Source organism: Tenacibaculum sp. SDUM215027 (genome assembly GCF_050566205.1).
In the GTDB taxonomy this organism is placed as follows: Bacteria; Bacteroidota; Bacteroidia; order Flavobacteriales; family Flavobacteriaceae; genus Polaribacter.
Map to the genome: position 1 here is coordinate 70,067 of NZ_JBNXUE010000002.1, position 20,517 is coordinate 90,583.

Annotated in this window: 22 protein-coding genes; 9 read left to right on the forward strand and 13 right to left on the reverse strand. The window is 31.1% G+C overall.

All coding sequences use genetic code 11. From position 1 onward, the window contains the following. The first annotated feature begins 39 nt into the window (after positions 1-39). A complete protein-coding gene (locus ACQYZ7_RS06400; RefSeq protein WP_430728944.1) occupies positions 40-462 on the forward strand; it encodes a secondary thiamine-phosphate synthase enzyme YjbQ in 423 nt (140 codons plus the stop codon). Then, positions 463-990, forward strand: coding sequence for a hypothetical protein (locus ACQYZ7_RS06405; protein WP_430728945.1), 528 nt, complete (start codon positions 463-465; stop codon positions 988-990). Here the strand turns inward: ACQYZ7_RS06405 and ACQYZ7_RS06410 are convergent. After that, entirely contained in the window at positions 985-1,419 is a 435-nt protein-coding gene (locus ACQYZ7_RS06410) for a hypothetical protein (protein ID WP_415269671.1), read from the reverse strand. The two genes, ACQYZ7_RS06405 and ACQYZ7_RS06410, sit on opposite strands and share 6 nt — an antisense overlap. A 114-nt stretch (positions 1,420-1,533) precedes the next feature. Here ACQYZ7_RS06410 and ACQYZ7_RS06415 point away from each other — a divergent pair, with 114 nt between their 5' ends. The 4 genes from ACQYZ7_RS06415 to ACQYZ7_RS06430 all read left to right on the forward strand — a co-directional run bounded on the left by ACQYZ7_RS06415 (position 1,534) and on the right by ACQYZ7_RS06430 (position 4,955). Beyond that, a complete protein-coding gene (locus ACQYZ7_RS06415) occupies positions 1,534-2,847 on the forward strand; it encodes an NAD(P)/FAD-dependent oxidoreductase (protein WP_430728946.1) in 1,314 nt (437 codons plus the stop codon). Continuing rightward, positions 2,834-3,142, forward strand: coding sequence for a hypothetical protein (locus ACQYZ7_RS06420; protein ID WP_430728947.1), 309 nt, complete (start codon positions 2,834-2,836; stop codon positions 3,140-3,142). Before ACQYZ7_RS06415 ends, ACQYZ7_RS06420 begins: the two co-directional genes overlap by 14 nt. Before the next feature lie 369 nt (positions 3,143-3,511). Continuing rightward, positions 3,512-4,045 (forward strand): alpha/beta hydrolase, encoded by a 534-nt coding sequence (locus ACQYZ7_RS06425; RefSeq protein WP_430728948.1) that lies wholly within the window; start codon positions 3,512-3,514, stop codon positions 4,043-4,045. Further along, positions 4,032-4,955 (forward strand): AraC family transcriptional regulator, encoded by a 924-nt coding sequence (locus ACQYZ7_RS06430; RefSeq protein WP_430728949.1) that lies wholly within the window; start codon positions 4,032-4,034, stop codon positions 4,953-4,955. The genes ACQYZ7_RS06425 and ACQYZ7_RS06430 overlap by 14 nt, the downstream gene beginning before the upstream one ends. A 97-nt stretch (positions 4,956-5,052) precedes the next feature. Here the strand turns inward: ACQYZ7_RS06430 and ACQYZ7_RS06435 are convergent, their stop codons facing one another. The 7 genes from ACQYZ7_RS06435 to tpx form a co-directional block, all read right to left on the reverse strand. Continuing rightward, positions 5,053-5,328, reverse strand: coding sequence for a hypothetical protein (locus ACQYZ7_RS06435; protein ID WP_430728950.1), 276 nt, complete (start codon positions 5,326-5,328; stop codon positions 5,053-5,055). Positions 5,329-5,682: 354 nt separating this feature from the next. Beyond that, the gene (ribB, locus tag ACQYZ7_RS06440; RefSeq protein WP_430728951.1) at positions 5,683-6,825 is read right to left on the reverse strand and encodes a 3,4-dihydroxy-2-butanone-4-phosphate synthase; all 1,143 of its coding nucleotides are present in this window, start codon (positions 6,823-6,825) and stop codon (positions 5,683-5,685) included. Between the two features lie 2 nt (positions 6,826-6,827). After that, positions 6,828-8,813: an LptF/LptG family permease gene (locus ACQYZ7_RS06445; RefSeq protein ID WP_430728952.1), complete on the reverse strand. Its 1,986-nt coding sequence runs from the start codon at positions 8,811-8,813 to the stop codon at positions 6,828-6,830. Positions 8,814-8,905: 92 nt separating this feature from the next. After that, positions 8,906-9,559, reverse strand: a complete 654-nt coding sequence (locus ACQYZ7_RS06450) for a LolA family protein (RefSeq protein ID WP_430728953.1) — start codon at positions 9,557-9,559, stop codon at positions 8,906-8,908. Between the two features lie 39 nt (positions 9,560-9,598). Continuing rightward, the gene (locus tag ACQYZ7_RS06455; RefSeq protein ID WP_430728954.1) at positions 9,599-12,064 is read right to left on the reverse strand and encodes a DNA translocase FtsK; all 2,466 of its coding nucleotides are present in this window, start codon (positions 12,062-12,064) and stop codon (positions 9,599-9,601) included. Positions 12,065-12,091: 27 nt separating this feature from the next. After that, entirely contained in the window at positions 12,092-12,472 is a 381-nt protein-coding gene (locus tag ACQYZ7_RS06460; RefSeq protein ID WP_430728955.1) for a diacylglycerol kinase family protein, read from the reverse strand. 5 nt (positions 12,473-12,477) lie between these two features. Beyond that, positions 12,478-12,975 carry a thiol peroxidase gene (tpx, locus tag ACQYZ7_RS06465; RefSeq protein WP_430728956.1) on the reverse strand — a complete coding sequence of 166 codons (498 nt, stop codon included), beginning with the start codon at positions 12,973-12,975 and terminating at the stop codon, positions 12,478-12,480. A 158-nt stretch (positions 12,976-13,133) separates the two neighbouring features. Here tpx and ACQYZ7_RS06470 point away from each other — a divergent pair, with 158 nt between their 5' ends. The 3 genes from ACQYZ7_RS06470 (at position 13,134) to ACQYZ7_RS06480 (ending at position 15,424) form a co-directional block, all read left to right on the forward strand. Then, on the forward strand, positions 13,134-13,697 hold the full coding sequence (locus ACQYZ7_RS06470) for a fasciclin domain-containing protein (protein WP_430728957.1): 564 nt from the start codon (positions 13,134-13,136) through the stop codon (positions 13,695-13,697). Between the two features lie 127 nt (positions 13,698-13,824). Beyond that, a complete protein-coding gene (locus tag ACQYZ7_RS06475; RefSeq protein WP_430728958.1) occupies positions 13,825-15,213 on the forward strand; it encodes an MATE family efflux transporter in 1,389 nt (462 codons plus the stop codon). Continuing rightward, positions 15,200-15,424 (forward strand): hypothetical protein, encoded by a 225-nt coding sequence (locus ACQYZ7_RS06480; protein ID WP_430728959.1) that lies wholly within the window; start codon positions 15,200-15,202, stop codon positions 15,422-15,424. Before ACQYZ7_RS06475 ends, ACQYZ7_RS06480 begins: the two co-directional genes overlap by 14 nt. Before the next feature lie 4 nt (positions 15,425-15,428). Here ACQYZ7_RS06480 and ACQYZ7_RS06485 read toward each other — a convergent pair whose 3' ends face one another. The 5 genes from ACQYZ7_RS06485 to ACQYZ7_RS06505 all read right to left on the reverse strand — a co-directional run bounded on the left by ACQYZ7_RS06485 (position 15,429) and on the right by ACQYZ7_RS06505 (position 20,036). Continuing rightward, positions 15,429-15,941: a M23 family metallopeptidase gene (locus ACQYZ7_RS06485; protein WP_430728960.1), complete on the reverse strand. Its 513-nt coding sequence runs from the start codon at positions 15,939-15,941 to the stop codon at positions 15,429-15,431. A 13-nt stretch (positions 15,942-15,954) separates the two neighbouring features. Beyond that, entirely contained in the window at positions 15,955-17,217 is a 1,263-nt protein-coding gene (locus tag ACQYZ7_RS06490) for a hypothetical protein (RefSeq protein ID WP_430728961.1), read from the reverse strand. Between the two features lie 52 nt (positions 17,218-17,269). Beyond that, on the reverse strand, positions 17,270-18,331 hold the full coding sequence (locus ACQYZ7_RS06495) for a DUF4303 domain-containing protein (RefSeq protein WP_430728962.1): 1,062 nt from the start codon (positions 18,329-18,331) through the stop codon (positions 17,270-17,272). Between the two features lie 46 nt (positions 18,332-18,377). Then, entirely contained in the window at positions 18,378-18,821 is a 444-nt protein-coding gene (locus tag ACQYZ7_RS06500) for a DUF6892 domain-containing protein (RefSeq protein WP_430728963.1), read from the reverse strand. 198 nt (positions 18,822-19,019) lie between these two features. Further along, entirely contained in the window at positions 19,020-20,036 is a 1,017-nt protein-coding gene (locus ACQYZ7_RS06505) for a TQO small subunit DoxD (protein ID WP_430728964.1), read from the reverse strand. Positions 20,037-20,517: the final 481 nt, after the last annotated feature.

A 20,517-nucleotide genomic window follows, 5' to 3' on the forward strand; every position in this document is an offset into this window, starting at 1 on the left:
GCCATTGAATACGTTCAGTGGCTTTTTTATTTTTGTACTATGCAGTTTTACCAAAAAGAAATTCAATTACCAGTATTTGATAGAGGTTATCATTTGATTACAGATATTCTGTTGGAAGCACTTCCAGAACTTAAAAATATTAAGGTAGGGCAGTTCCAGGCATTTATTAAACACACATCTGCAAGTTTAACAATTAATGAAAATGCTGATCCAACTGTACGAATGGATTTCGAATCGCATATTAACAAAATGATTCCAGAAAATATGCCATACTACAAACACGATTATGAGGGAGCCGATGATATGCCAGCACATATTAAAAGCTCTATATTAGGATGTGAGGTACAAATCCCGATAACCAATGGACAACTTAATTTAGGAACTTGGCAAGGAGTATATTTAGGAGAACACAGAAATTATGGAGGAAGAAGAAAAGTAGTACTAACCGCTTTTGGAAATTAAATGAAGTACCATAAATTCAATTTTTATAGAACTACTTATTGTGAGTTTGAAATGCAAAGCATCAATTTTTTTGATGATATGAAAGCGCACTTTCAAAGCAAATCGGGGAGTTATTACTATTATACAGAAGATGGAGTTTTTCGCTATTCAAACCATTGGGGGAGAGTTGCCAATTGCAGATGGAAAATTCAAGGAATAGACAATTATAAAAATCAGAAGTATTATGTAGGGTATGCAAATTGGTCAAGTTTTTATCCATTAAACAGTATCGATAAAGTATTCTATTTAGAGGTAGACTATACAAAAGCAAAAGCAAGCATAAAAAGAGTTCAAGAAGGTTTAGAAAACAATCACTTTTTAATGAATTCAGAATTAGTACATCAACGCCTAAAGCAAATTCAAACCTTATTTAAAGAGTATAAATGGGCGCGTTATTACGAAGAAGATATTGATGTTTTGAGAAAAAAAACAATCAATAAACTGATAACAACAAACAAAACTCTACAGCAAATAAAGTTAGAATTATGAGTCTTTATAATCTCTATTAACGCCAAGACTAAATCCAAAACGAGTGTCGCTTTCCCTACCTAGTCTGTGAATTGCAACTTTTCCTAATGGAATTTTACCAAACTCATTATTAGTAATTTCTTCATTATTTAAAAAAAGCTTTCCTTTAAACTGTTTTTTGGTGTTGTACTCACTTCTATCTTTTTTATTCTGATAAATATTTATAGATAAAATATTATCTCTTTCAGTATAACCACAAAAAATACCATGTGTATCCCAAATAATATAATCATTACTTTTCTTTAATTCTCTACTTGGTTTGCCTAAAACTTCAACCAAAGCGTCGTAATTAGTGGGGAATGTAAGAGCTTTACTATTAATATGTATAACGTCTGTATCGCACACTATAGTTAAACTCTTTACTTTTTTCTTTTTTAAAAAATTAAACATGACAGTTCCTGATTTGATTAACGGGGGTTTAACGTAAAACTAAAAAATAAATTTCAACTAACTCCTTTCTCTTTTAGTTAAATTTGCTTTTTAGATATAAAACCCTAATAAACAATGAACATACCTCAAACAAGTTTTCCTCGAGTAATTATTATCGGAGGAGGATTTGCAGGATTGGCAGCTGCAAGAGCTCTAGAAAACCAAGAATTACAGGTTGTTTTAATAGATAAACACAATTACCATACTTTTCAGCCTTTATTGTATCAAGTTGCTACAGGAGGATTAGAGCCTGATAGTATAGCGTTTCCTTTGAGAAAAAGATTTAATGATGTAGAAAATTTTTTCTTTAGATTGGCAAAAGTTACTCAAATAAATGCAGAAAAAAACTATATAGAAACTACGATAGGAAACCTAGAGTACGATGAGTTGATTATAGCTACAGGGTCAACAACTAATTTCTTTGGAAATACTAATATTCAAAAGTATGCTATGGAAATGAAATCGGTTCCACAAGCATTAAATATTCGTAGTCTGGTGTTAGAAAATTTTGAAGAAGCATTATTGGTTACCGATTTAGAGAAACGAAGAGCGTTAATGAATTTTGTTATCGTTGGCGGTGGACCAACAGGAGTAGAGTTAGCCGGAGCTTTAGCTGAAATGAAAAAAGGAATTTTACCTAAAGATTATCCTGATTTGGATATTCGACAAATGAAAATTAACCTTATTCAAAGTTCAGGAGAGTTATTAAAAGGAATGAGTAATAAAGCTTCAGAAAAAGCAGAAGACTTCTTAATAAAACTTGGGGTAGATGTATGGAAAGATCTTCGTGTATTGGATTACGATGGAGAGACTGTAACTACTAATGGTGACGATCATTTTAAAGCACAAACAGTTATTTGGGCTGCGGGAGTAAAAGGAGCTGCTGTAAATGGTTTAAATAAAGAGTGTATAGTTGAAAGAGCCAATCGATTTAAGGTAGATGAATATAATAAAGTAATTGGATATGATAATATATATGCTATTGGAGATGTAGCATGCATGGAAACTAAGGATTATGAAAAAGGGCATCCAATGATGGCACAACCAGCTATTCAACAAGGTAGATTGTTAGGGAAAAATATTTTAGCAAAACTAAAAAGTAAAAAGCAAAAACCATTTGTGTACAATAACAAGGGGTCAATGGCAACTATTGGAAGAAATAAAGCAGTAGTAGATTTATCTAGTTGGAAATTTCAAGGAGTTTTTGCTTGGTTTATTTGGATGTTTGTGCATCTATTTTCACTTATCGGATTTAGAAATAAAGCAGTAGTGTTTATGAATTGGGTATACAACTATGTACGTTTTGATAGAGAAACAAGGCTTATCATCCGTCCTTACAAAAAGAAAAACAAGTATAGTTTTAAAGAACAAGAAAATGGCAATCACTAGAAATGTTAAGTGTCCAAACTGTGGAGTTTTTAATAAGAATAGAGATTACTGCAAAAACTGTAACACATTAATTTCTTTTGAAAAAAAACAAGAACAAAAAGTTACAGCCTATAAACAAGAAGAACTTAAAAAAGTAAAATATGAAATAGAGAATCCTAATTTAGCGAAACGATTAAAAAAGCATCCAATTTGGTTGTATCGTGTTTTAGGATGGGTTTTGTATTCAGCATATTTATTAGTAAGCGCTGTTGGTGCCTTAATAGCATGGTTTGTAGCTATGGTCGCAGCGGGGTAGGTTAGAAGGTATGCAAAAAAAGATGCTTACATATTACTTTATAGCTTCGGTAGTTATAGGAAGTCTTATTTATATAGCGCAAAAATTACTTATTGAATTGCCTACATTCGTCAATAATTATGTAAATGACTTTCTAATAATACCTATTGTATTAACTATATGTCTCTTTGTTTTACGGTGGAGTAGAAGTGATAAGAATTATCAAGTTTCTTTAGGCGTAATATTTTATATATGTGTGTTGTATTCAGTATTATTTGAAGTTATACTTCCTAAGTATTATACTAGGTATACAACAGACGTATTAGATGTTATTTTATATTTTGCAGGAGGCTTTGTATTTTTCGTCTTACAAAAAAATGATACTAGCACATGAAATATCGATTAATAATTTTATCAGACCTCTGGGGAGTAATTGACGCTAGTTGGGTTTCTATGTATGTTGATAAACTGTCAGAAGATTTTGAGGTTACATTTTATAGTAGCTGTGAATTAGCCGAAATACCAGAGAAGAATTTGTCAGAAGAAGAACGCCACCATTTTTTTGTAAACGGAGGAATAGAGAAGGCAGTTAAAAAGTTAGTAGAGTTAGAAAAAGAGCGACTTATAGTTTTAGCTTTTAGTATAGGAGGAACAATCGGATGGAAAGCCTGTTTAAAAGGCTTAAATGTTAAAAAACTTTATGCTATTTCATCCACAAGATTACGTTATGAAACAGAAAAACCGAAAGCTGAAGCAATACTTTATTTTGGAGAAGAAGATAACTATAAGCCAAATAATAGTTGGTTTGAAAGAATGGAGGTTGATTATAGTATAATTCCACAGAAAGCTCATGAGGTGTATAAGGAAGAAGAATTTGCTGCTAAGTTATGTTTACAAATAAAAAACAGTTATGAACCCAGCTGAAAAAATACCAAATAAAACAGCTACACGCATAAGTAAAGCTATTGATTTTATAGAAGGTAATTTAGATAAGAAATTAATTTTAGAAGAAATAGCAGAAAAGGCCTATTTCTCTCCATACCATTTTCACAGACTTTTTAAAGCGGTAACCAAAGAAACGGTTAATGATTTTATTACCAGAAAAAGAGTAGAGAAGGCAGCAGCATTTTTATTACATAAAAAACAAAAAACGGTTACAGAAGTATCCGAAGTAGTTGGTTTTAGAACCTTGTCATCATTTTCAAGAACCTTTAAAAAGTTTTACGGAATAAGTCCTGCTGAGTTTAAAAAAGAAAGTCCGTTAAAATATAGCAAGATTTGTAAAACAGAAAGCAAGAATGGAAAAATAGAAACACAGTTTGAGCAATACATTTGTAACATACATACAAACTTAGAATGGATGCAAATGAAAGCAAAAACTGAAGTAAAAAAGATGTCAGCCTTAAAGGTAGCCTATTTAACACATCAAGGAAAAATGGACGCTGTGGAAAATACTTATCATAAGCTAATAAAATGGGCTTATCCTAAAGGACTAATGCAGCAAGAAAATTTAAGAATGTTAACGGTATACCACGACAGTCCTAAAATTACAGATGAAGATAAAATAAGAATGAGTGTTTGCATGACACTACAGACAGATGTTAAAACTGAAGGAGAGGTAAGCGTAAAAGAAATATCCGAAGCAAAATGTGTAGTGTCTCGTTTAGAAATTGCTCCGTCAGAATTTCAACAAGCATGGGAGAGTAGTTTTGTGTGGATGAGTGAACACGGTTTTAAAAAAGCAGATCAAGATCCGTACGAGATTTTTTATAACAATCCTAATGAGCATCCAGAAGGTAAATGTATTGTAGATATTTGTATACCTGTGGAATAGAAAATGTTATAATTAGAGTTATATGTAATGCGTAGCATTCTTCAGGATGCTACGCATTATAAGTTTTACTACAGTTGGGATTTAACCTTTCTGCTTTCTAAGATAATTCTTTCAAAGTATCAGGTTTTGCAGCTAAAATGCTTCTAACAACAAAATAACTAGCCAAACCACAAGCTATACCTGTAATTGCTGCAGGAAAAATAGTATCATCACTTATTCCAGCTGTAGAGGCAAATATTACAATGCCTAAGATTTCTGCTACAAACCAAGAGCCAATCATTATACCTCTCCACTTTTTAGGACTTTCTCCTTTTTCTTCTGCTAATTCAGTTATTTTTTTACCTAAAAAAACTATTGCTAATATTTCTAACATACTTTTGTTTTTGATTAAATTTTTCTTTTCATTTTTTGTTCATTATATACAACTAACTTATGAACGTAATAAAAATTACTATTATATTCTTTAATAATAAATAGGGAAAAATTTATAGCAATTTTTATTGCGCCAAATATAAAAAAATAAACATAAAAAAAGTTCAATTATTATCGGGACAAAGCCTCAAGCCTAATTTGGAGGGGTACCCAAGAGGAGTACTTACAAACTAATTATTTGCTGTAGAAAAAGTTAGTTAACCAGAGTGATGGAGTGGAATCAATTTAATCTCCTATAATTACACCAAACAAAAATACCGAGTTAGCTAACTCGGTATTTTTGTTTTATTGGTTATTAATAGTTTACGTAATCAACAATTTCTAGTCCGTAACCAATCATACCCACGCGTTTGGTTTGTTTGGTGTTAGAAACTAATCGTAATTTATGAATGTGTAAATCGTGTAAAATTTGTGCACCAATACCAAAGTCTTTGTTATCCATCACCACATTAGGAGCTTTCATTTCTCCTTTAGCTTGGTTTTCTTTTAATATGCGAAGTCTATTTAATAAGTTTAATGCTTGCATTTGTTGGTTAATAAATAAAATAGCACCTCTACCTTCCTCATTAATAACCTTAAACATTTGATCTAACTTTTTGTCGGCATTATTAGTTAAGGTTCCTAAAATATCGTTGTTTACTAAAGTAGAGTTTACACGAGTTAAAATAGGTTCGTTTTTACTCCATGTTCCTTTAGTTAAAGCAATATGTACTTGATTGTTGGTAGTTTGTTGGTAAGCACGTAAGCGGAAATCACCAAATCGAGTTTGAATATTAAAATCTTCTTTCTTTTCAATTAAAGAATCGTGTTCCATTCGGTAGGCTACTAAATCTTCAATAGAAACGATTTTTAAGTCGAACTTTTTAGCAACCTTCATTAGTTGAGGTAAGCGTGCCATAGTACCGTCTTCATTCATAATTTCAACGATAACACCAGCAGGCTCTAAACCAGCTAAACGGGCAAAATCAATTGCTGCTTCAGTATGCCCAGTTCTACGTAACACACCACCATTTTTAGCTTTTAAAGGAAAAATATGTCCAGGTCTAGCTAAATCAAAAGGTTTGGTGTCAGGATTCATCAATGCTTGTACAGTTTTAGCTCTGTCAGAAGCAGAAATACCTGTAGTAACCCCGTTTCCACGTAAATCTACCGATACGGTAAAAGCAGTTTCCATAGGATCAGTATTGTTACTTACCATCATGTTTAGCTCTAATTCTTTACAACGAGTTTCGGTTAATGGAGTACAAATTAATCCACGACCATGGGTTGCCATAAAATTTATCATTTCTGGAGTTATTTTTTCAGCAGCTGCTAAAAAATCACCTTCATTTTCACGATCTTCATCATCAACTACGATAATAACTTTACCGTTTTTAATGTCTTCTATAGCTTCTTCAATTGTATTTAATTGAATATTAGTTGGAGTTTGTGTTGTCATTGTTAAGTAATAGTTTTTAGTTTTTCTTTTATTTCATTTAAAGAGAAATAATACACGGTAAAAAAAAGAAGAATTCCTAATGTGTAAAAAAGTAAAGGGTTTTGAGTTAATTTATTTCCCATAGATTGATTTAATCTTTGATAAATTCCGTGAACACTAATTAAGAGGGCTGTATGTATAATAAGTAATAAAAATAACAGAAAGAATCCTAAAAAACCTATGTTTACCAAAATAAGTGAATTAATAATAATTATCCCTAGCCAAAAAAACAAAACAGCTTTGGCAGCTATTTTGAACTCTTTAACTTTTTTAAGAACCTCTTTGTAGACTAAGTTTTCTAGCTGCCCTGTTTCTTTTAGAAGTTTAATATTTTGTCCCTCTCTCTCTGAAAGTATATTTATTGCAACTTGTCTAAACTCTTTAGTGTATCCATATTGATGGTAGTTTTTAATAAATTTAATGAGTTTATGATTTTCAACTTCATTAAGTTGTTCTCTATATAAATTTGCTTTTTTGCCTAATGGAACATTGTATTCATAGAGAACAAAAGTATTACGTTTTTTTGTGAAGTATAGAATAAAATTGGTAAAGGGGTGAATTATACTCTCAAGGTTAATAAGTCCTTTGTCTTTGGTTGCTCTAACAGTTAACGTTATAGCCAAAGGTAGCATTAAAAATACACTTAGCCAAGAGCCGGTAATGGCTGTGAGTGAGCTTTCTTCTGCTAAATTCCTTCCAAAAGTATTAGAGAAAAAGTATAAAACGTAAATGGCAATAGCTAAAATCATAGGTAATCCCATTCCCCCTTTTCTAATAATAGAACCCAAAGGAGCACCAATAAAGAAGAGTAATAAACAAGAAAGTGAAAAAGCTACCCGATTGTAAAACTCAATATCATATAAGTTTAAATATTTTCGTTTGTTTTTTAAGGTGTCTTTGTTAGTCTTGTTGTTGTTTATTGTACGTTCTAACTTAGAAGTAGCTGTTGAGAGAATATTTCGTTTTTCTTTTAATTCAAAATTTTCAAGAATATCTAAGGAAAGGTCTTTATTTTTTAACGAATCAGGATACTGATGCAAGTCCTCTACATCAATACTTAAAAATAAGTTTTTTGCTCTACTGTTAACAAAAGCATCATAGTTTTGTTTCAAAGTTGGCAAAGTATCCTTTAACTGAGCCAAGCTTAACATATTATAGTTTGTTTTATATTTTTCTTCTTCTAAATCATCATTACTAAAGGAAGAAATATCAATATTAATGGTATATTTCTCAAAATCTGCGTATGAGGCAGGCATCTTTTCTCGCTCTTTAAACGAAGCTCCGTTTTTTAAGTGATGCTCAAAATAGTACCCATTTTTTAAAACTAACGTCATATAACGACTACCTTCTTCTGAAAGAATTTCCCCTCTTTTTGCTGTGATAATTTTATTATTACCTTTTTTAGAAGATAAATCATAAATCATTACCTCTTTTAAAAGATTGTCTTCTTCGCCGTATTTCTCTTTAAATTTTATTTGAAAGTTAGGAATTTCAGTATTAAAGCTTCCCGCAACTAAAGCAATAGCAGGTTGTTTCTTTTTAATGTTTACCTTCATATTTAATTGCTTAAGCATTGCATAAGGGTAAACGTAATTAAGAAACAAAAAGTTAATACCACTTAAAAAAATGGCTAAGAAAACAATAGGACGAACCATGCGTTGTAAAGAAACACCAGCAGATTTTGCCGCAGCAAACTCGTAGTTTTCAGATAAACTACCAAGTGTCATAATAGAAGACAGTAGAACACCAATGGGTAAGGCTTGAGGTGCTACAATAAGTGTAGTGTACCATAAAAATTTTAAGACAATTTCTACACTGATACCTTTACCTGCGAGATTGTCAAAAACTAACCACAACGCTTGCATTACCAGTACAAATAAGATGATAAAGAAGGTTGCTAAAAAGGGAACTAAAAAGCTTTTTAATATATATCTGTCTAATGTTTTCACAGATGCAAAGGTAGTAGGTTAGTGGCATATAAACACAAAAGTTTTGTTAATGATTTTTAAGTAAACCACTAACAAAACTTCTATGTAATTTTTTAGTCAATATAATATCCTTGTTTAGCATACTTAGTTCTATCGAAAGAAAAAAGTTGAGCTGATATAGGTTGGTTGCTTTTAAACTTAGTAATAGTGAAAGTAGTTTCAGCACCATTAGAACCTATTTGGGTTAACTTGTATATGTGCTTTGTTTTAGCATCGATACCTAACTGAACCTTTACAATGTCAGAATTACTATCAATAGGAGTAAGGTCTATATATTGAACTTTACGCCCGTTACTGTTCTTTAATGCCCCCATTTGGTAATTATATCCTTCTTTATAAAAAGTTAAGAGTTTAGAAGGGTAAATGAAACCGTCTTCTTCGTCCAAGTTACCATTGTTAATACTAACTTCTTTTTCGTCTTGGTTGATAACAACTAACTTTTTTCCATCAAAAATAAAGGTGTTACCAAGATAATCTAAGTTGTATTTTTCACCAGATAAGGTAATTACTCCTCTAATAGGAGGGTCATTAGTAATACCTGCTTCTCTATTTATTAAAGAAGAGTTAAAACCGATAACCATATTTCTGTAGGTACCCATCTTGTCTGAAACTTCGTCAAGTAATTTTTTTGCTTCGGAAGAATTTGTTTGTCCCATAGCACTAATGCTAATACATAATCCAATAAATAATAATCCTATTTTTTTCATCGTCTTTCTTATTTCCACTTTCGGAATAGTTTATAATTATTAATTCTTTTCACTCTCTAATAATTGCTCTAAAGCAATTAAATCAGGTACAAGTACTTGCCTTGCTTTGCTACCTTCAAAAGGACCTACAATACCTGCGGCTTCTAATTGATCTATCAATCTACCAGCACGATTGTAACCTAACTTTAATTTACGTTGCAATAACGATGCCGAACCTTGTTGTGCAGTAACAATAACTTCAGCTGCATCTTTAAACAGTTTATCTCTGTCTGCGATATCAACATCAAGATTTGTGCCACCTTCTTCACCAACATATTCTGGTAGTAAATATGCTTCAGGATAAGCACGTTGAGAGCCAATAAAATCAGTAATTTTTTCTACTTCAGGAGTGTCTACAAAAGCACACTGAATACGTATAACATCATTTCCTCCAGAATACAATAAATCACCTCTACCAATTAACTGATCTGCTCCAGGAGCATCTAAAATAGTTCTAGAGTCAATTTTTGAAGTTACCCTAAATGCAATTCTAGAAGGGAAGTTAGCTTTAATAATACCTGTAATTACATTTACAGAAGGACGTTGTGTTGCCACAATTAAGTGGATACCAATAGCACGTGCTAATTGTGCTAAACGAGCAATAGGAGTTTCTACTTCTTTACCAGCGGTCATGATTAAATCAGCAAACTCATCAATAACCAATACAATGTATGGTAAAAAGCGGTGTCCGTTTTCAGGGTTTAGTTTACGAGCCTTAAACTTAACATTGTATTCTTTAATGTTACGAACCATAGCATTTTTAAGCAAGTCGTAACGGTTATCCATTTCAATACATAATGAATTTAAGGTGTAAACTACCTTGGTAGTGTCGGTAATAATAGCTTCAGAATCATCTGGTAATTTTGCTAAATAATGACGTTCTATTTTGTTGAATAATGTTAATTCTACTTTTTTGGGATCTACTAATACAAACTTTACTTCAGCAGGATGCTTCTTGTATAAAAGCGATGTTAAAATAGCATTTAACCCTACCGATTTACCTTGTCCTGTAGCACCAGCCATTAACAGGTGAGGCATTTTAGCTAAATCGATAACAAAAGTTTCGTTTGAAATCGTTTTTCCTAGAGCTATAGGAAGTTGCATTGGCGATTCTTGGAATTTTTTAGAAGCAATTACTGAATGCATAGAAACGATAGTTGCTTTCTTATTTGGTACTTCAATACCAATAGTTCCTTTTCCTGGAATAGGGGCAATAATACGAATTCCTAAAGCTGAAAGCGATAAAGCAATATCGTCTTCTAAATTTTTAATTTTTGAAATACGAACTCCAGCTTCAGGTACAATTTCATATAAAGTAATGGTTGGACCAACTGTAGCCTTAATTTGAGCAATACCAATTTTATAGTTTTTTAAGGTCTCTACAATTTGATTTTTCTTTGCTTCAAGTTCAGTAGGGTCAACAGAAATACTTTCGTTATATTCTTTTAGTAAATTGAAAGAAGGGAATTTAAAGTTTCCTAATTCTAACTTAGGATCAAATTCACCAAAATCTTTTACTAATTGATCAGATAAGTTTTCAGAAACACTTTTTTCTTCTGCAATTTTTTCAATAGCAACTTCTACTTCTTTTTTACTTTCTTCTGATATTTTTGATGATGGTTCACCAGTTTGAGTAATATCTAGAGAAATTTCTTCTTTTTTCTCATAGTCTGAAGTTTCATCAACACCAGAGTAGTTAGAAATAGTTGGTTGTAAATTTTCTAATGATAATTCAAAGTCTGATTTATCTTTTTTAGACTCTTCATTTTTTGGACTTTCGATATTGTTTACATCAGTGTCATTTAAAATAGTTGAATCATCTCGGTTTACTTTTGTAGAGTTTTCTGCAGCGGTTGCTTTATTTTCTTTATGAACTTTTACTTTTTCACTAATTGCTTCTGGAGTAATACTAAAACGGATAATTAGATAGGCAACCAAAAAGAAAATGAGAAGAATAGCTAATCCTGTTTTACCTAAGAAAGTTTGTAAATATTCATTTAACTCAAAACCTATAACTCCTGACAATAGGGCATGTTTTTTTTCAACAAAACCAAGAGCAGTAGCAAACCAAAGCATAATTAAGATACCCCAGTTCCATGAAGTTATAATTCTTTTTAGATTGGTTTGTAGCAAAACTCTAGCCCCTGTTAAAAATAATGTTAGAGGTATAATAAAGGCACCTAACCCGAAACCTTTGTATACAAGAAAGTTGCTTAGTTTAGCACCTATTTTTCCTAATAGATTTTTGGTAGGGATAGTTCTGTCAGTAAATTGATTGAGTGTACTTTGGTCTTCTTGCCAAGAGAAGAAAAAAGAAACAAAAGCAACAGTTAAAAATATAGAAAACAGTAACAGAAAAAAACCTAAGATAGTTTGGTTTTGTCTGTTTAAAAAAAAGGTTTTAATCCTTTTAATGATAGATTCTTTAGGCTGTTTCTTTCGAACAGTTGTCTTCTTTTTTGCCATGTATTTTTGTTAGAAATAAATTGAACGCTACAATATAGCTATTATTTTAGGAAGGTAAATTATCCCAGCAATAATTAATGATATTACAGCTGCAAATGCGGGAGCACCTGCAGCAATATCTTTAATGAAACCTATTCTTTTATGATAATCAGGATGTATGAAATCGGCTACTTTTTCAATAGCAGTATTTAAAGCTTCTGCTACTAAAATTAATCCGATAATCAAAGTTTGTATCATCCATTCAGTAGTAGAAATTTTAAAATAAAAACCCAATAAAGTAGCAATTAAACCAAAGAAAAGTTGTGCTTTAATACTGTCTTCAGTGGTTATTAATAACCACATTCCCTTTAAAGCAAATTTAATACTACGTATGCGTCCTTTTAAAAAGCCGTCATTCGGATTCTTCATATACTTTAAAGTACTTTTAATGCAGCTTCGTAATTAGGCTCATCTACAGTTTCATTTACCTGTTCTGTATATATTACTTCTCCATTTTTATCAATAATAACGATACAACGAGAATGTAAACCAGCTAAAGGGCCTGAAACAATTTCTAAACCATAATCTTTACCAAATCGCCCTGCAGCAAAGTCAGATAACATAACTACATTTTCAATACCTTCGGCACCACAAAAACGACCTTGGGCAAAAGGAAGATCTCTTGAAATACATAAAATTTTAGTGTTTTCTAAATCAGCAGCTTTTTTGTTAAACTCTCTAACAGAAGTAGCACAAGTACCTGTATCTACACTTGGGAAAATATTTAAAATTAATCGAGAACCGCTGAAATCGCCTAAATTTTTAACTGATAAGTCAGTAGTAACTAGCGAGAAATCAATTGCTTTGGTTCCTGTTTTAGGTAGGTCTCCTATTGTTTCTATTGTATTACCTTTTAGTGTTATTGAAGCCATTTTATATGTGTTTTTTAGAAAATCAAAAATAAGAATAATAAAATAACTAAGAGGAAAATTCTAGGGTTTCCTTATGATTTTAAATTCTTTTAAAACCAAGAAGTACTCTTTTTCGTAGGTATGATTAAGTAGAAATATTAATTTAAAAATCATAATTTATGAAAACTTCAAACCTTTTTAAAGTAACAGTTTTAGCAATCACTTTATTTGCTGGCAGTAGTATTACAGCACAAGAAAAAACAAAAATGGTTGGAGGAGCAGAAATGTATCCATCTAAAAATATTGTACAAAATGCCGTAAACTCTAAAGACCATACAACATTGGTAGCAGCTGTTAAAGCGGCAGACTTAGTAGATGTTTTATCAAGTGAAGGACCTTTTACAGTTTTTGCTCCTGTAAACAAAGCTTTTGAAAAATTGCCAGAAGGAGTAGTTGAAACGTTATTGAAACCAGAAAATAAAATGAAGTTACAAACTATTTTAAAGTATCATGTTGTTGCTGGTAAATGGAGTACAAATAACCTAGTAAAACTGATAAAAGAGAATGGTGGTAAAGTTTCTATAAAAACTGTTAGCGGAGGTGAAATTACAGCATGGATGAAAGGAGAAAATGTTTACATCTCTGACGCAAATGGGGGGAAAGCAAAGGTTACTATTGCAGATGTAAATCAATTTAATGGTGTAATTCATGTAATTAATAGTGTTTTATTACCTAAATCGTAAGCACGGAAACAAAGTGTGATTATTTTGATGTTATAAGAACCGCTTTTTAAGCGGTTTTTATTTTGGTATAACCCTACGATTATTTTAGATAACAGTTGTATTTTTGCAAGCTGAAAAGAATACTAAATTGAATATTAAGCAATATACATCAGAGTTTAAATATAATTTAAAACTTGCTGCTCCAGTAATGTTGGGTATGCTAGGGCATACATTTGTAAGTTTTATAGATAATATAATGGTAGGACAGCTAGGAACTGCTGAGTTGGCAGCGGTTTCATTAGGAAATAGTTTTATGTTTATAGCCATGTCGTTAGGTATTGGTTTTTCTACTGCAATTACACCTTTAGTTGCTGAGGCTGATTCTTCTAATAATTTTACACAAGCAAAATCTGCATTTAAACATGGACTTTTCTTATGTACTATGATGGGAATTATGTTGTTTTTAGTGGTGTTTTTTTCTAAACCGTTAATGTACTTAATGAAACAACCTATAGAAGTGGTTGAGTTGGCAATTCCGTATTTAGATTTGGTTGCTTTTTCATTAATTCCTATGATTATTTTTCAGGCATATAAACAGTTTAGTGACGGAATGTCCATGACGCGTTATCCTATGTATGCAACGTTGATAGCTAATGTTTTAAATGTATTATTAAATTATTTACTTATTTATGGTAAATTTGGTTTTCCTGAGCTAGGAATAGTAGGTGCAGCGTATGGAACTTTACTATCAAGGGTTGTAATGGTAGTGTACCTATGGTGGTTGTTGAGTAAGAAAGAGCGATCTAAACGTTTGGTAACTAATATTAAAATTTTTGTATTAGATACTTTAATGATTCGAAAAATCATCAATTTAGGTACACCAAGTGCTATGCAAATGTTTTTTGAAGTAGCTATTTTTACAGCGGCAATTTGGTTAAGTGGATTGTTGGGAAAAAATCCTCAAGCAGCAAATCAAATAGCGCTAAATTTATCTTCTATGACATTTATGGTAGCAACAGGATTAAGTGTTGCTTCTATGATTAGAGTTGGAAATCAAAAAGGTCTACAAAATTATAAAGAATTACGAAGAATAGCATTTTCAATATTTTTCTTAGGAACTATATTGGCTGTTATATTTGCTACTTTTTTCTTTGTTTTTCATAAATCATTACCAAATTTATATGTTGATTTAAGTGATGCTGAAAATTATGCTGATAATATGGAAGTGATGAACATTGCTGCAAACTTGTTAATTGCAGCTGCAATTTTTCAAATTAGTGATAGTATTCAAGTTGTGATGCTAGGTGCTTTACGTGGTTTACAAGACGTTAAAATGCCTACATTAATAACTTTTATCTCGTATTGGGTAGTTGGTTTCCCTATTAGTTTTTTCTTTGGAGCAAAAGACATGTACGGTAGCTTTGGTATTTGGTTAGGGTTACTTGCTGGGTTAACTACAGCTTCTATTTTACTATTTATACGATTTAACAAATTAACTATTAAACTTATTAAAACGAAACACTATGAACTTACCTAAATTTTTATTAGCAGATAATAGCGAACATCCAGAAGATATTTTTGTATTACATACTGAATATCCTCGTTTTTTAATCAATTTAAAAGATGATGAAATTGAGTGGTTTGAAGATTTATCAAACGAAAATGAACAAGATCTAGCTAATGAGTTAGAAGGTTTAATTGAAGCTGCAGGATTGTTTTATGACGCAGAAATGGAAGGATTATCGTAAAAACTTATTTTTCTAAATAGTTAAAAGGGTTTAGGTAAAACATCTTTTTCCATCCTTGCTTATCTGAATCTATTCTCCATATATAAGGTATTAATGTAAAGATAGAGTAGTGTAGGTGAGGAGCTTTTCCAGCGGCATTCCCACTAGTTCCTACAGTTCCAATTAATGAGCTTTTATTTACAAAAGTTAAAGAAGATGTTTTTACGTTTTCTAAATGTGCATAGTAGTGTAGTCTCCATTTTGGACCTAAAACTAGTACTATATTTCCTCCCATTCTTATTTTTCCAGAGAATAGAACGAGTCCGTAGGTTGAAGAGGTTATTTTAGTGTTTTTCTTAGCAAAAATATCTACTCCTTTATGAGTAACTGATTTTCCCCAAGGATAATACCAAAATGATTTTGAATTATAATCAGATTTGGTAGCCCCATTAACAGGCATTTTTAAATCTTGAGGAATTAAAAAGCCTGCTAATAGGGTTGCTAAAAGAATAAGTAAACTCTTTTTTATTTTAAACACTTTATAATTGTTTTTACCAACAAAGCTCTGTTTCTTCTTCTTTCCAAAGAATCAACCTGAAATCTTCGTAATGATTTCCGTTACCAATTGTATGTGTATCTCTATGTCCTTTACCTAAACTTAATTTATGGATAATTCCAGCATATGTACCCACCCATAAAGTCTGTTCATCATCAGACACAGTAATACCGCTTATGGTAGAGCCTAAAAAGTGTCTCCAAATACATTTTCCTTCTTTGTCATGCGCTTTAATATATCCATAAGCATCTCCTAAAATATAAAAATCTTTTATAACGGTACCTACATACACTCTCATTTCATCATTAATGATTTTATAATCGTTTTCTCCTTCTTGATAAGCTTCAATCTCTATCCCGTCTAAATTTTTAGTATCTACACCAATGGTAATTCCGTTGTAAAAATGACAAGAGTTAGTAATAAGTTGTTCATCATCTTTAGAAAAGAGGCAAAAATGAGGATAAGAAGATTGTGGGCCTACTTCACCAATTTGATTTCCTTCGTTGTCTAATACTCGATGATCAAAACATTGATCACCAACTACAATATATTTGTTGTCATTAGATAAAGCAGCATTTTCCATATCTAAGAAAGGTTCCCACTCTTCATCTTTTAAATCAGGTTCAGGATGTACCATATTTATCGAGTTTTTAGAAACGATATATATTCCTTCTGAAGTAGTTACTAACACTTTTTTACCATCGTTAAAAGGCGTCATATTTGTGATACCTATTTTATTTAAATCTCCAAGTTCAAATGTTTCGATAATATCTCCATCCCATTCTTTACGAGTAATCAATATACCAGATACTTTAATGGCAAAAATATTATTCTGATGAGATTTCCCGATAGCTTCAATAGCTACATCTAATTTAATTAAGGTTTTACTGTCTAGAATATACGCTTGTCTTTTTTGATAGGAAGAGCCAACAATGAAAACAATTTTTTCATTTTCGATAAAACATAGTTGTTCAATACTTTGTCCTTTTTCTTTAAAAAACTTTATTAACGGAGTATGAGCTGGTGGATATTGTTTTCTAAACTCTTCTATAAGTCCAGATTTATTTGCCTCTCTTAACTTTTGTACCACGACATTAGCTAAATGATCACGGTTGTCTTCTGGTTCTTTACCTTTCCAATTCTCCCAACCATATTCTTCACCAAAAGCAACCATTTTGTTAACCTCAGTAGCATATGTTTCGCCTATGGTAGACCATTCTTTTTGTATATTGATATTGTTTGTTTTGTCGGATTTCATTATATTTTTTTAGATATGATTTAGTGTGTAGAGAGCTTATTTAACTATAACCTTAATTTGATTCGTTTAATAATTTTTGGGTGCTGATAACCAAAAAATCTTCATAAAAATCTAGAGCGTTATTAGAAAGCATATCTGGCTTAGGGTAGCCTTTAAAAAGTACAAAAAGACAATTTGCTATATGAAAAGGAGTGGTTTGCCAGTTTTTCTTAGAAGAATTTATAGCACAAGATTTTGCTAAAAGTTTAGCAAGCGTATCATGTACTGTTTTTTCGTTATTTTTTGAGTTTTTAACTATTTTGAGTAACTGAAACCTAGAGGTGTCAAAATTTCTTTCTTCTTTTTCTAAAACTGTATCTATATAATTTAGAGTAATAAGAGTCGCTTTTTTACCAAAATTCGTAAGAAAATCTAATAGTAAATATTCATCAAATCCTTTATCTGTAATTACTGATTTTTCAGAGTTAGCTATTTTGTCGTATTCATTTAACCAGTAAACTATTTGATCATTAGTGGAAAGATTAGAGATGCTGTTTTTTATTGCTATTTTTCTTTCTTCTTTATGTTCTTCTTCATAAATCGTAATTTCATATCTATCTAAAAACTGTTCATGTACTTTTTTAGGATTTAGATATTTAGAAGACTCTTCTTCGATTTCTTTTGTTCTTTTTGAATCAACAATGCTAATAAACAGTGTTATGTTACTTCTTTCATCACCTTTTCCAAAGAAGAATTTTTTATCCAGTATTTTTAGAGCATTTTGCATAGCATATAATACAACATTACAATATTGATGAAAACCTAGTTGCTCTTCTATAGTGTTCATAATAGGATATACTTCTTTTAGATGTCTACTGTCTATGTGTATCCATTCAAAAGGGCTCCAACGTAAATACTCATCCATAGAAGTGTTGGGCTCAGATTTATAATCTTTTAATCGTTGAAGGTGGCTCTGTGTAGAGTTAGCACAAATACAAATAGATGAAGCATCATCTGTTGTATATAGTGCGAAAGAGAAAAAGTTTTCATCTGGAAAATTATTTTTAAAATAGGTATACGTCCTTTCAATAGCTTTAGCAAGTTCAAAAGACAATTCTTTTTCAGTTATATTCATGTCAGTGAGGAGAATAGTTAACTATTATTCGTAATAAAATTATATGCTAGAGCCAATCAGCTTCAATTCCTTTTTCTTGAAATTCTTCTAAAAGTGAATCATTCTCGCTATAAAGAAGAGAAATACTTTTTAGATTGGATAGTAATGTAGCGTCAACAGCAGAGTTTACGCTAAATACATCATCTTCACCATCCCAAAAAGGAATAACTTGACTATAAATTTCATCACCACCATCCATATGTAATTCTTCAATGTTTTCAACCATTTTAGGAGTAATTTCTAAGTTTTTAAAGTGTTCTAATACTTCAGGAATTACTTCATAGCCTTCTTCTTCAATAACACCGTAAGCTTCTGAAGAAGTTAAGTTTCGCTGTTTTTCTATAAATTCATATACGTCTAATTTAGGTTGTAAAACTTCTTGAACGTACATTAATTCATTAATTACCGCTAGTTTAAAGTTTAAATCTTTAAAAATTAATTGATTACTCATAGTCTGCTTTTTTATATTTAAAAGAGTATAGTTAAGTGTAGGTAACACTTATAGCTTTTTTTGGTGAAATTATTTATAAAAGCAAAAGCAATCGATACGAAATTTGTTAAAAAAAATATAAGGTTGGTTTGGGTGTTTTTATAATTGAAGTTAAAAAAGCGCAATAGTAATTGTTAAATTACTATTGTGCTTTTAAGTTTACTTAGTTACTTGATGTGTCCAAAAAGTACCACTAATATCAGTTATTTTCAATGTATATGTTCCGTTGGATAACTGTGAAAAAGCGTGGTTTTTGAAAATCATTTTAGCTTTAGCTCCTAAAGGAACAATTAAACTATGTTTGCCTGGTTTTATTTTAGCGACATAGTAGTTTGAAATGTTTTGATTAACTAAAGAAGCTAAGTCTTTTTGAGAATACAGAATAACAGTTTTGTTTTGTTGGTCTAATAATTCAATAGAGATAACCCAAGAACCATAAACATCAACACCTTCTGTTCTATAAAGATCAAAAGAAAGTACGTTGTTATCAATTTTACCTGCTATTATTTCTAATTTAGGTTTTACCGATTTGTTATGCAGTGTTCCCCAAACTCCGCCATGAAATACTTGGTTAGTGAATAAGGTCATTCCTAAAATAGCTAAGGACCCTATTAAAACAAACTTTGGAAAAATATGGTTCTTAATTGGTATAATTCCTGAGCCTAACCATGCAAACCATTTCTTCTTAGTAAAGGAAAAATTGTTTTTTATGAAGTAATTGTCTATCGAGTATTTGCCACTTCCTGTTAAAAAAAGCACATAGCCTGTTGCAATTCCAAGTACACCAATTTGCCATTCGTCAAGACATGTTGTGCCTATCCAACCAGAGCCAAGGAGGATTCCCATTGCTAACCCAAATACACCTATACTCATTATTCTGGTAAATAACCCAAATATGATGAATAGGCCTACAATTCCTTCAATAATGGTAAATATTACCATGTTTAACCATAGGATGTCAGGATTTTCTACTAAATATTGAATAAGAGGTTTAATGCCTAAAGCGTTTGGGAGGAAATGGTTGAATTTCTCTCCAATGTACCCAGCTACTTCAGGGTCAAGTTTATTAGCTAAAATTGTTCTTCTCCAAAAGGCAGAAAAATATGTCCAGCCAATAACCAATCGTATAGCAAGGACTAAAAGTCCAGAATCATTTTTTATATTGTTGTTAATCATTGTTTTTATTTAAGTTAAGTGAGGCTAGCTATTTTAAACTTGAAGCATAGCCATGAGCTACATAAAGTATTGTTTATGTAGATTGTTATTATTTTATTTATGCTTGTTAAGTTTTAACTATTGTTAAAGTAAAACTGTTAGGTGGAAAGTAGGATTAAAGGTAAACTTTAAAGTTTTTAAATAAAATATAAAGAGGAACTGAAGATGTAAGAAACCTCTTTTTTTTGTAATTGGATACTGTTTCGTTAGGTATGTTTTCAATAAACTGAACAGAAAAGTTAAAAGTTCTTACAAAAAAGAGTTGGAGCACTTTAACTGATGATGATACTTGTATTAGCGACTCATCTACAACTTTACTACTATAGCAGCTTAAGTTGCTAGTAGTTGTTTGACTTTTGTTTGAAACCTCTGTAAGTGGAACATTAAGTTCGGCTTGTATAAAGTTTCTAACCTTACAGGGAGAAAATAGTAATAAAAATAT

Bases quoted from the DNA above. Each gene is read 5' to 3' on its own strand.
- ACQYZ7_RS06500 (WP_430728963.1), bottom strand. From the start codon at position 18,821: ATGAGTAATCAATTAATTTTTAAAGATTTAAACTTTAAACTAGCGGTA.
- ACQYZ7_RS06400 (WP_430728944.1), top strand. From the start codon at position 40: ATGCAGTTTTACCAAAAAGAAATTCAATTACCAGTATTTGATAGAGGT.
- ACQYZ7_RS06505 (WP_430728964.1), bottom strand. From the start codon at position 20,036: ATGATTAACAACAATATAAAAAATGATTCTGGACTTTTAGTCCTTGCT.
- ACQYZ7_RS06405 (WP_430728945.1), top strand. From the start codon at position 463: ATGAAGTACCATAAATTCAATTTTTATAGAACTACTTATTGTGAGTTT.
- ACQYZ7_RS06420 (WP_430728947.1), top strand. From the start codon at position 2,834: ATGGCAATCACTAGAAATGTTAAGTGTCCAAACTGTGGAGTTTTTAAT.
- ACQYZ7_RS06470 (WP_430728957.1), top strand. From the start codon at position 13,134: ATGAAAACTTCAAACCTTTTTAAAGTAACAGTTTTAGCAATCACTTTA.
- ACQYZ7_RS06450 (WP_430728953.1), bottom strand. From the start codon at position 9,559: ATGAAAAAAATAGGATTATTATTTATTGGATTATGTATTAGCATTAGT.
- ACQYZ7_RS06430 (WP_430728949.1), top strand. From the start codon at position 4,032: ATGAACCCAGCTGAAAAAATACCAAATAAAACAGCTACACGCATAAGT.
- ACQYZ7_RS06455 (WP_430728954.1), bottom strand. From the start codon at position 12,064: ATGGCAAAAAAGAAGACAACTGTTCGAAAGAAACAGCCTAAAGAATCT.
- ribB (WP_430728951.1), bottom strand. From the start codon at position 6,825: ATGACAACACAAACTCCAACTAATATTCAATTAAATACAATTGAAGAA.
- ACQYZ7_RS06415 (WP_430728946.1), top strand. From the start codon at position 1,534: ATGAACATACCTCAAACAAGTTTTCCTCGAGTAATTATTATCGGAGGA.
- ACQYZ7_RS06480 (WP_430728959.1), top strand. From the start codon at position 15,200: ATGAACTTACCTAAATTTTTATTAGCAGATAATAGCGAACATCCAGAA.
- ACQYZ7_RS06460 (WP_430728955.1), bottom strand. From the start codon at position 12,472: ATGAAGAATCCGAATGACGGCTTTTTAAAAGGACGCATACGTAGTATT.
- ACQYZ7_RS06495 (WP_430728962.1), bottom strand. From the start codon at position 18,331: ATGAATATAACTGAAAAAGAATTGTCTTTTGAACTTGCTAAAGCTATT.
- ACQYZ7_RS06410 (WP_415269671.1), bottom strand. From the start codon at position 1,419: ATGTTTAATTTTTTAAAAAAGAAAAAAGTAAAGAGTTTAACTATAGTG.
- ACQYZ7_RS06425 (WP_430728948.1), top strand. From the start codon at position 3,512: ATGAAATATCGATTAATAATTTTATCAGACCTCTGGGGAGTAATTGAC.
- ACQYZ7_RS06435 (WP_430728950.1), bottom strand. From the start codon at position 5,328: ATGTTAGAAATATTAGCAATAGTTTTTTTAGGTAAAAAAATAACTGAA.
- tpx (WP_430728956.1), bottom strand. From the start codon at position 12,975: ATGGCTTCAATAACACTAAAAGGTAATACAATAGAAACAATAGGAGAC.
- ACQYZ7_RS06490 (WP_430728961.1), bottom strand. From the start codon at position 17,217: ATGAAATCCGACAAAACAAACAATATCAATATACAAAAAGAATGGTCT.